The sequence below is a fragment of the Mesorhizobium sp. genome, from assembly GCF_004962925.1.
Classification (GTDB): domain Bacteria; phylum Pseudomonadota; class Alphaproteobacteria; order Rhizobiales; family Rhizobiaceae; genus Mesorhizobium.
The window spans coordinates 39,275-49,088 of record NZ_SUEO01000018.1; the positions used below are offsets into that span (position 1 = coordinate 39,275).

Below are 9,814 nucleotides of genomic sequence, written 5' to 3' on the forward strand. Positions count from 1 at the left end.
CTCGACGCCGCCGCGGACGAAACCGTCGGCCAGCGCCACGGCGTTCATGGCGCCGGCGCTGGTGCCCGAAACCGCCGCTATCTCGAGCCGCCCGTCCTCCAGCAACCGGTCGAGCACGCCCCAGGAAAAGGCGCCGTGCGAACCGCCGCCCTGCAACGCGACGTTGATCTTCTTGGGCTCCTCCGCCTTGCCGTTTTTCGTCATGGCGTTGCCCTTGATTTGTCGGCCAGATTTTTTTGCGCGCCCAAACTCACTGGGCGGTCCAGCCGCCGTCGACGGAGATATGCGTGCCGTTGATCTGCGCCGCCGCGTCCGAGCACAGGAACACCGCGGCAGCGGCAACCTGTTCGACGGTGACGAATTCCTTGGTCGGCTGCTTTTCGAGCATGACCTCGCGGACCACCGTCTCGCGGTCCATCTTGTTGGCCTTCATCTGGTCGGGGATCTGCGCCTCGACCAGCGGCGTCAGCACATAGCCGGGGCAGATGGCGTTGCAGGTGATCTTGTCGCGCGCCAGCTCCAATCCGACGGTCTTGGTCAGCCCCATGATGCCATGCTTGGCCGAGACATAGGCCGATTTGAACGGCGAGGCGACCAGCCCGTGGGCGGAGGCGATGTTGACGATCCTGCCGCCGCCGGCTTCTCTCATCAGCGGGATGGCGGCGGCGATGGTGTGGAAGGCCGACGACAAATTGATGGCGATGATGGCGTCCCACTTCTCGATCGGAAATTCTTCCACCGGCGCGACATGCTGGATGCCGGCATTGTTGATCAGGATGTCGACCGAACCGAAGGTTTCGGCTGCCTTCGCAACCAGCGCCCAGCATTCGGCCGGCTTCGACATGTCTGCCTTGATGTAGACGGCCTTCACATTGTGATGTTTGGCGATCGCATCGGTGATGGCCCGGTCGTCGGCCGTGTCGGAAAAGGAATTGACGACGACGTTGCAGCCTTCCGCCGCGAGCGCATGGGCAATGGCCAGGCCAATGCCCGAGGTGGACCCGGTGACGATGGCGGTTTTTCTGCTGGGCAAGGCGAAATCCTTCAGTACGGCGCTAACGGAGACATATTGCAGTGCAGCATATATGTCTCGTGCGGCGCAAGAACAGCGGCACGGATTGGCGATGACATGAAATTTTTGTCATGAAGATGCCCGCGTCTGCTCGAAGTTGTGCACCTGACAGGCTGCGTGACAACAGTTTTGTCAGCGATCCCGGGAAGCCATGTCGGGGTGCTCGTGAGACTGCGTTTTGGATGAAATGGTCATCTGGCTCATGAAAAGATGGAGGGCCCTCCGCGCGGCGAGGGACGGCTGCTCCGACGGATGCCACTCCGGAAAATGACCATCGATCGCCATGCGCGCCAACCCATAGACAAAGGCACGCGCGGCAAGCACCAGATGATCGAAGTCAGTGTCCGGAGCAAGCCGACCCTGTTGCTGCGCTTGGGTCAGCAGGTCGATCATCTTCCGGCGAATGGCTTCATTCTGATCCCGAAGACTATCCGACGCGTCGAAATCAATCAGCGTTCGGGAGCTGATGATCTGGAAATGTGTGGGATTGCTGATCGCCCATTCCAGATAGCCTTGTCCAATCGCTTCGAAGGCCGCAATGGGATCTGCGCTGTCGACTTTTGACTGTGCATCGGCAACGGCCTCAGTCAGCCGGTTCATGGCCTGTTCGGCGACTGCGGTCAGCAGTGCTGTTTTCGACCGAAAATGCCGGAATGGCGCGCCAGGCGAAACGCCGGCACGCTTTGCGGCCTCACGCACAGACACATGCTCTGCTCCGCGCTCTTCGATGATCTCCACGGTTGCAGCGATCAAGGCCTCGACCAGATTGCCGTGATGATAGCGCTTGGGGTTGGCGGCTTCGCCGGAATCCGTGGGGTTGGTCATGCTTCCCGAATAGCACGGTGCCGAAATGTAATCACTGATTATTTTCTTGCGCCCGAGCGATTCATATGTAATCGGTGATTACACGTCAACGGAGGTTACTATGCTTCGCATCATCGCAACGACTGCCCTCGCTTTCTCCTTATTGTCGCTTGGATTTGCCAAGGCCGAAGATCGGCCCACCCTGGAAATCGCCTGGCCGGCGGCCGGTTCGGTCATCGAACTCGGCAACGATGCCGAGAAGGCGATAGGCGTCATCGTCAGGAGCAACTTCACGCTGCTCCCTGCAGGCAAATGCGGCGACAACAGCCAATGCGGCCACGTGCATATGAAGATCGATCCCGACGGAGACAGCTGCAACATCTCCGGCAGGCCGTACAACAGCATGAACAGCGACTTTGGCGGCGATCTTATCAAGGCTCGTTTCGGCCATTGTCCGGATGCCGCCGGCACGCACGTGATCGGCATCCTCCTTGCCGATGATCATCACAAGCCCATCCTTGTGGACGGCAAACCCGTTACCGCTCTGGTGACCGTGACGACGAAATAGCGGGGGCCGGATGGCATCTCTGCCTCATTCGAGGCAGAGATATTCTGACACTGCTGAGGAAGGTTTCGGCCGGACCTTGTCCGGCCGGTGTTCACGACATGGTGTCGAGCTTGCGCTGCATGGCGGCGATCTGTTCCTTCAACTCCTGAAGGTCATCGGGTTTTTCCGATGCTTCTTTCCTGGCCGGCTCTGCCGGCGCTGCGGAAGAACCATTCGAGCCTGCGGGTGGGAAGGGCGTGAACAGGCGCATGGCATTCTGGAACATCTCCATGTTGCGGCGCGTCTGCTCTTCCAGCGCCTTGATCGGCGTGGCGATCTTCATCATGTCCAGCGGCGACTTGCCCAAGGCACCCTTCATCTGCTCGCGGAAGCGTTCTTGTTCCTTTGAGAAGGCGATCATCGACTGCTCGAGGAAGCTCGGCACGATCATCTGCATCTGGTCGCCGTAAAAGGCGATCAACTGGCGCAGAAACGGGATCGGCAGCATATTCTGCCCATCCTTGTTCTCCAGTTCGAAGATGATCTGGGTCAGCACGGGATGGGTGATGTCGTCGCCGGTCTTGGCGTCCTGGACGGTGAACTCCTCGCCCTTCTTGACCATGTCGGCAAGGTCCTCGAGCGTCACATAAGTGCTGGTGCCGGTGTTGTAGAGGCGGCGATTGGCATATTTCTTGATGATAATCGGTTCGTCTTTCGCGGCCATCAGTATCCTCCCGGGACACCGGCGCACTTGAGTAAGCAGCCGGTAACGATTGCGCTTTTCAAGGATATGCGCAAAAGCGTCACAATTCCAAGTGGTTTGTGCAGTGCGGGATCGATTAATGCTGCATGGCGGGCTAAATATGCTGCGCAGCAACGAGCGGACTGTTTCCATGACGGCGCGCAACCTCCTTGTGGCGCATGACCGGCATGCCCATTTCCGGTTTGACTTGGGCCATGGAAAGGGCAAGAAAAGTCCCTAACCGCACCCCAAATTCGACCCCTGAAGTCTGGAGAAGAACATGTCCGCTTCCAATGCCATTGTCATCGCCAGTGCGGCGCGCACGCCTGTCGGCTCCTTCAACGGCGCCTTTGCCAATACACCGGCCCACGAACTGGGCGCCGTCGCCATCAAGGAAGCGCTCGCCCGTGCCGGCGTTGATGGCAAGGAGGTCGATGAGGTGATCCTCGGCCAGATCCTGACCGCGGCTCAAGGCCAGAACCCGGCACGGCAGGCGGCGATGGCGGCCGGCGTGCCGCAGGAAGCGACTGCCTGGGGCCTCAATCAGCTCTGCGGCTCGGGCCTGCGCGCCATCGCGCTTGGCATGCAGCAGATCGCTATAGGAGATGCAAAGATCATCGTCGCCGGCGGTCAGGAATCGATGTCGATGGCACCGCATGCGCAGCACCTGCGCAGTGGCGTCAAGATGGGCGACTTCAAGCTGATCGACACGATGATCAAGGACGGCCTGACCGACGCCTTCTACGGCTACCACATGGGCAATACGGCGGAGAACGTCGCCAACCAGTTCCAGATTACCCGCGACGACCAGGACCAGCTCGCCGTCGGCTCTCAGAACAAGGCCGAGGCTGCCCAGAAGGCCGGGAAATTCAAGGACGAGATCGTTGCCTTTACCGTCAAGGGCAGGAAGGGCGACACTATTGTCGACCAGGACGAGTACATCCGCCACGGCGCCACGATCGAGGCCATGACCAAGCTCAAGCCCGCCTTCGACAAGGAAGGCACCGTGACCGCCGCCAATGCTTCCGGTATCAACGACGGCGCCGCCGCCGTGGTGCTGATGACCGAAGCCGAAGCCGCAAAACGCGGCATCACGCCGCTGGTGCGCATCGTTTCCTGGGCGACCGCGGGCGTCGACCCGCAAATCATGGGCACCGGGCCTATTCCCGCCTCGCGCAAGGCACTGGCCAAGGCCGGCTGGTCGGTCGGCGATCTCGACCTGATCGAAGCCAACGAGGCATTCGCCGCACAAGCCTGCGCCGTCAACAAGGACATGGGCTGGGACCCGTCCATCGTGAACGTCAATGGCGGCGCCATCGCCATCGGCCATCCGGTCGGCGCCTCGGGCGCCCGTATCTTCAACACGCTGGTTTACGAAATGCGCCGCAGAAATGCCAGGAAAGGCCTTGCTACGCTGTGTATCGGCGGCGGCATGGGTGTTGCCATGTGCGTGGAAGCGCTGTGAAGTCATATGCGAAGCACTGTGGAGACAGAGTGAGCAAGCCGTGAAATAATCGGTGGCGAACGGGGCTCAATCGCCGTCAGAGCGATCCCCGCCCATCGCGCTCACGAATTAAAAGGGGAGGACTCATGACAAAGGTAGCACTCGTCACCGGCGGGTCGCGCGGTATTGGCGCTGCGATTTCGATCGGCCTGAAAAACGCCGGCTACAAGGTTGCCGCGAATTATGCCGGCAATGACGAAGCGGCGCAGAAATTCAACGCGATGACCGGCATCCCGGTCTACAAATGGTCGGTCGCCGACTACGATGCCTGCGCCGCCGGTATCAAGCGGATCGAGGCCGATCTCGGCCCGGTTTCCGTGCTGGTCAACAATGCCGGCATCACCCGCGACGCCATGTTCCACAAGATGACGCGCGAGCAGTGGAAAGAGGTCATCGATACCAACCTGTCGGGCGTCTTCAACATGACGCACCCGCTGTGGGGCGGCATGCGCGACCGCAAGTTCGGCCGCGTCATCACGATCTCCTCGATAAACGGCCAGAAGGGCCAGACCGGCCAAGTCAACTATTCGGCGTCGAAGGCTGGCGACATCGGCTTCACCAAGGCGCTCGCCCAGGAAGGGGCGCGGGCCGGCATCACCGTCAATGTCATCTGCCCCGGCTACATCGCCACCGAAATGGTCAGGGCGATGGATGAGAAGGTGCTCAACGAGCGCGTCATTCCGCAGATCCCGATCGGCCGCCTCGGCGAACCGGAAGAAATCGCACGCTGCGTCGTCTTCCTCGCTTCAGACGATGCCGGCTTCATCACCGGCTCAACCCTAACCGCCAATGGCGGTCAGTACATCGCCTGAGGCGTCGGCCCCTCGCCGATAACTGAACCAGCACGGCACGGGCATACACGCCCATAACGCTGTCAGGCGACAAGCTTCAGCCCTGGTTCGGCTGCATGCTTGGTCTGGGCGATCGGCTCACGCGAAGGTGCCGGCAAGCGGGCAAGCGGCGCCCGGCTGAGGCCTGACAATCTCAAGGCGATGCGACGCTTCAGGAATGGATTGAGGTTCAGCACCGAAAGCACGAGGTTGCGGACGAACCGCTTCACCGGACTGCGGGTAAGCGCCATGTTTGTCATCGTGCCCGCCAGTTCAAGCACCTCTTGGGCCGCAGGGCGCCGCAGCGTCTCGTAGAGGTCGAGTTCCGCTTCCGGGCGCACACCGTTCACCACGTCGCCAAGCAACTGGCCAAGCATGACCGCGTCGATGATGCCGGTGTTCATGCCTTGCCCTCCCGCCGGGCTATGCACATGCGCGGCATCACCCATGAGAAACAACCGGTCCTTGCGGTACGAGCGGACCAAGCGGTGATGCACGCGAAAACGCGAGCTCCACGACAGGTCGAGCACCCGGGCTCTGTTTTTGGTCGGTCCACGGCTGTCGAGCAGCGCCTGGATGTCGGCAACCTCGGGCTTTTCCGGTGCGTCATCCATTGTTGCGACGACCCGGTACGATCCATCCGGAAGCGGCGCTACCACCACCAGCCCGGCCGGTGCAAAGAACAGCGACACTTCGGTCGGCCCAACCGGCCAGTCGAGACGAACATCGGCGAGTACGAACGAAGCGTCATAGGCCGCGCCATCGAACTCGATGCCGGTCGACCTGCGCACCAGGCTGTTCATGCCGTCGGCACCAACGACATAGCGCGCCGATATCAGTTTCTCGCGGCCGTTCTCGACCACCGTCACGCGCGCGCCGTCAACGTCCTGAACGACCGCCTTGGCCTCGACCATGCGGTGAATCACGCCGCCCAGGGCAGCAATCCGTTCGGCGAACACCTGCTCGGTCAGGTTCTGAGGCAGCATCATCAAATACGGATGCCTTGACGGAAGCTTGCCGAAATCGAGCTTGAGCAGCGCCCGATTGCGGTCGCGAATAGCGAAATTCTGCAGCTTCAGTGCAAGTTCGCTCAGCCGCTGTGTGACGCCGAGAGGCTCCAGCGATTCCAGCGTCTGGGCGTGGATAACGCCAGCCCGCGAGGTCTGAAGACCCTGCGCCAGCCTGTCGATCAGAACATGATCGACACCGGCCTGGTGCAGCACGATGGACAGCGCCATACCGGTCGGGCCGGCGCCAATGATCAGGACTTCCGTTGTATCGGGCAACATTTCTCTCTCCATTTGTCAACGATCGTTGACTTTCTAAGGGAAGCCATTGCATTTGTCAACAGGCGTTGGCATACGGACTCTCATGACCGAGAATCAGCCGAAGAAACCCAGCAAGTCGGACCGCACGCGCGCCCAAATCCTTGAGGCCGCGAGGCTTCTGTTCGCCGAGCACGGCTATGACGGCGCCTCCATCCGCGACGTCGCGGCGCAGGCCTCGATCGATCCGGCCATGGTGATCCGCTACTTCCGCAGCAAGGACGAGCTGTTCGCCAGGGCGGCGGTCGTCGACCTGCAATTGCCCGCACTGCGGGTGATCGACCGAACCGCGATCGGCGAAACACTGATCAGGCGTTTTCTCGAAATCTGGGAGGGTCCGGCCAGCGGTCCTGGCATGGCAATTCTGCTGCGTTCGGCGACGTCGAACGAATTCGCCGCCGAAAAGCTGCGCGACGTATTTGGCAACCAGGTGAGGCCGGTGGTTGCGGCGGTCGCTGACCCCGCCGACGCCGGCCGACGGGCGGGGCTCGTTTCGAGCCAGTTGCTGGGTTTGGCGATGTGCCGATACCTGCTGCGGCTTCCGCCCGTCGTCGCCCTGTCGCACGATGAAATCATCCAGTGCATCGGCCCTACTTTGCAGCGCTATGCCGTGGGAGAGGACGTGTCTTGAACCAGCCGTTCAGCGTTGTTGGCCGAGCCTGTCCTCGTGCAGCGATGCTGCCGACCGATGGACGTGACGCCGATTTGTGCCGAAGCGGCATGCAAAGGTTAACGGTGGCCGCGCAGCCTGTGCAAAACCCGGTTCCCCGCCTGTGGATTCTCGGTGGAAAAGCTGTTCGCAACACAACATGTTGGGGTGAACAAACCGGGAAACGTGCGCCAGCGCTGATTCGTCGCCGTTTCGTTCCGGCTTTGACCGGAAGGTTAACGACAAAGGCTGAAAACACCCCTCGAACCCGTTAAGACGCGTTAGGAAAGACCAATAATTTCATAATGTTGGGTGACGCCTGCCGCCCTACGCCGATCGTTCACCGGCAAATGTTAACAGCGACGTCCGCCTTGCATGAATCGGGCCAGTCTGGCGATTCAGCATGTGGTGAGACTCGCCGGCAAAAAACCCAGATGTAGCCGTGAACAAAACCTGAATCAGCAAGAGTCAGCGATTCGTAGCTGATTCGTTCCAGACTCGTTCCAACTGTTAAATTAGGACCGGTTGACAACACCCAACGAGAGCCTTCGAGCTGCCGTCGGAACATTCCGCTTTCGCTTCGCGCCCGAAATCCCTATGTGTCGCTTGTCACACGCGCCACCACGGGGCGCGCTCCCGACAACGCGAGGCAGAGAGCCTTATTTCCAGGTCGATGAACATCCAGCCGAAACACACTGAGCCGCTGATCCTGTCGGGCCGCGACGTAACTGCCGTGCTCGGGCCGACCAACACCGGTAAGACCCATCTCGCCATCGAGCGCATGGTGGCGCATGAAAGCGGCATTATCGGCCTGCCGCTCAGGCTGCTCGCCCGCGAGGTTTATACACGCGTCTGCGAGAAGGTCGGCGCTCACAAGGTGGCGCTCATCACCGGTGAGGAGAAGATCCAGCCCGACGGCGCCAGATATTCGGTCTGCACGGTGGAAGCCATGCCGCGCGAGACCGACGCCGCCTTCGTCGCCATCGACGAGGTGCAGCTGGCCGGGGATCTCGAGCGCGGCCACATCTTCACTGACCGCATCCTGCATCTGCGCGGCCGCCAGGAGACGCTGCTGCTCGGCGCAGCCACCATGCACGGCATCCTCCAGCGCCTGCTGAGGGGCGTGTCGGTGGTGACTCGGCCACGGCTGTCGCATCTCGCCTATGCCGGCTCGAAGAAGCTGACCCGCCTGCCGCGACGCACGGCGATCGTCGCCTTTTCCGCCGACGAGGTCTATGCCATTGCCGAACTGATCCGCCGCCAGCAAGGGGGTGCGGCCGTCGTGCTCGGCGCGCTATCGCCCCGTACTCGCAACGCGCAAGTGGAGCTGTTCCAGGCGGGTGACGTCGATTATCTGGTCGCCACCGATGCGATCGGCATGGGCCTAAACCTCGATCTCGATCATGTCGCCTTCGCCCAGAACCGCAAATTCGACGGCTACCAGTATCGCAACCTGACGGCGGCCGAGCTCGGCCAGATCGCCGGCCGTGCCGGCCGGCACTTGCGGCGTCACCGGCCAGGTCGATCCGCTGGACGAAGATCTGGTCAAGAAGATCGAAGGGCATGAGTTCGACCCGGTGAAGGTGCTGCAATGGCGCACCGCGCATTTCGATTTCGCCAGCCTCGATGCGCTGAAGCGCTCCATCGAGACCAACGCTCCGGTCGAAGGCCTGACGCGTGCGCTGCCGGCGGTGGATGCACAGGCGCTCGAGCATTTGTCCCGCGACGAGGACATCCGGGCGCTTGCCACGGACGCCAGGCGCGTGGCGCTGTTGTGGGAGGCCTGCGCCCTCCCCGACTACAGGAAGATCGCGCCGGCACAGCATGCCGACCTGATCGCCTCGATTTATACGGACCTTGCCAGGCATGGCCATGTCGACGAGAATTACATGGCCGAGCAGGTGCGCCGTGCCGACACCACCGAGGGCGACATCGACACGCTGTCGCACCGGATCGCCCAGATCCGCACCTGGACTTTCGTTTCCAACCGGCCCGGCTGGCTGGCCGATCAGGCACACTGGCAGGAAAAGACGCGCGAAATCGAAGACAGATTGTCGGATGCGCTGCATGAGCGGTTGACGAAACGCTTCGTAGACCGCAGGACTTCCGTCCTCATGCGGCGCCTTAGAGAAAATACCATGCCTGAAGCCGAAATTAGCCCAACCGGAACCGTCCTCGTCGAAGGCCACCATGTCGGCGAGTTGCAGGGGTTCCGCTTCACCGCCGACCAGAGCGCCGGCGGCGAAGACGCCAAGGCAGTGCGCACAGCAGCCCAGAAGGCGCTTGCAGCCGAATTCGAGGCGCGGGCCGAACGCTTCGGCGCCTCGGCCAACGGCGACAT

9 protein-coding genes and 1 pseudogene are annotated in these 9,814 nt (G+C 61.6%); 5 read left to right on the forward strand and 5 right to left on the reverse strand.

The window, feature by feature from the left end; translation table 11 throughout:
- The 3 genes from E5W87_RS06685 to E5W87_RS06695 all read right to left on the reverse strand — a co-directional run.
- A partial coding sequence (locus E5W87_RS06685) for a patatin-like phospholipase family protein (RefSeq protein ID WP_292395175.1) occupies window positions 1-204 on the reverse strand: 204 nt, incomplete at its 3' end.
- Between the two features lie 46 nt (window positions 205-250).
- Complete coding sequence (locus E5W87_RS06690; protein WP_292395177.1) at window positions 251-1,033, reverse strand: 3-hydroxybutyrate dehydrogenase; 783 nt, start codon at window positions 1,031-1,033, stop codon at window positions 251-253.
- A 171-nt stretch (window positions 1,034-1,204) separates the two neighbouring features.
- Window positions 1,205-1,825 (reverse strand): TetR/AcrR family transcriptional regulator, encoded by a 621-nt coding sequence (locus tag E5W87_RS06695; protein WP_292395179.1) that lies wholly within the window; start codon window positions 1,823-1,825, stop codon window positions 1,205-1,207.
- 118 nt (window positions 1,826-1,943) lie between these two features.
- On the opposite strand from E5W87_RS06695, the gene E5W87_RS06700 reads away from it, so the two are divergent.
- Window positions 1,944-2,444: a hypothetical protein gene (locus E5W87_RS06700; RefSeq protein WP_292395181.1), complete on the forward strand. Its 501-nt coding sequence runs from the start codon at window positions 1,944-1,946 to the stop codon at window positions 2,442-2,444.
- 91 nt (window positions 2,445-2,535) lie between these two features.
- Here the strand turns inward: E5W87_RS06700 and phaR are convergent, their stop codons facing one another.
- Window positions 2,536-3,147 carry a polyhydroxyalkanoate synthesis repressor PhaR gene (gene phaR, locus E5W87_RS06705; protein WP_126104564.1) on the reverse strand — a complete coding sequence of 204 codons (612 nt, stop codon included), beginning with the start codon at window positions 3,145-3,147 and terminating at the stop codon, window positions 2,536-2,538.
- 298 nt (window positions 3,148-3,445) lie between these two features.
- On the opposite strand from phaR, the gene E5W87_RS06710 reads away from it, so the two are divergent.
- Complete coding sequence (locus E5W87_RS06710) at window positions 3,446-4,630, forward strand: acetyl-CoA C-acetyltransferase (protein ID WP_292395183.1); 1,185 nt, start codon at window positions 3,446-3,448, stop codon at window positions 4,628-4,630.
- A 125-nt stretch (window positions 4,631-4,755) separates the two neighbouring features.
- Window positions 4,756-5,481 carry an acetoacetyl-CoA reductase gene (phbB, locus tag E5W87_RS06715; RefSeq protein WP_292395185.1) on the forward strand — a complete coding sequence of 242 codons (726 nt, stop codon included), beginning with the start codon at window positions 4,756-4,758 and terminating at the stop codon, window positions 5,479-5,481.
- Window positions 5,482-5,543: 62 nt separating this feature from the next.
- On the opposite strand, the gene E5W87_RS06720 is transcribed toward phbB, so the two are convergent.
- Window positions 5,544-6,788 (reverse strand): NAD(P)/FAD-dependent oxidoreductase, encoded by a 1,245-nt coding sequence (locus E5W87_RS06720; protein WP_292395187.1) that lies wholly within the window; start codon window positions 6,786-6,788, stop codon window positions 5,544-5,546.
- A gap of 82 nt (window positions 6,789-6,870) precedes the next feature.
- Between E5W87_RS06720 and E5W87_RS06725 the strand changes: the two genes are divergently transcribed.
- A complete protein-coding gene (locus E5W87_RS06725) occupies window positions 6,871-7,455 on the forward strand; it encodes a TetR family transcriptional regulator (RefSeq protein WP_292395189.1) in 585 nt (194 codons plus the stop codon).
- Window positions 7,456-8,146: 691 nt separating this feature from the next.
- Window positions 8,147-9,814 (forward strand): annotated as a pseudogene (locus tag E5W87_RS06730) (helicase-related protein); the annotation flags it as partial.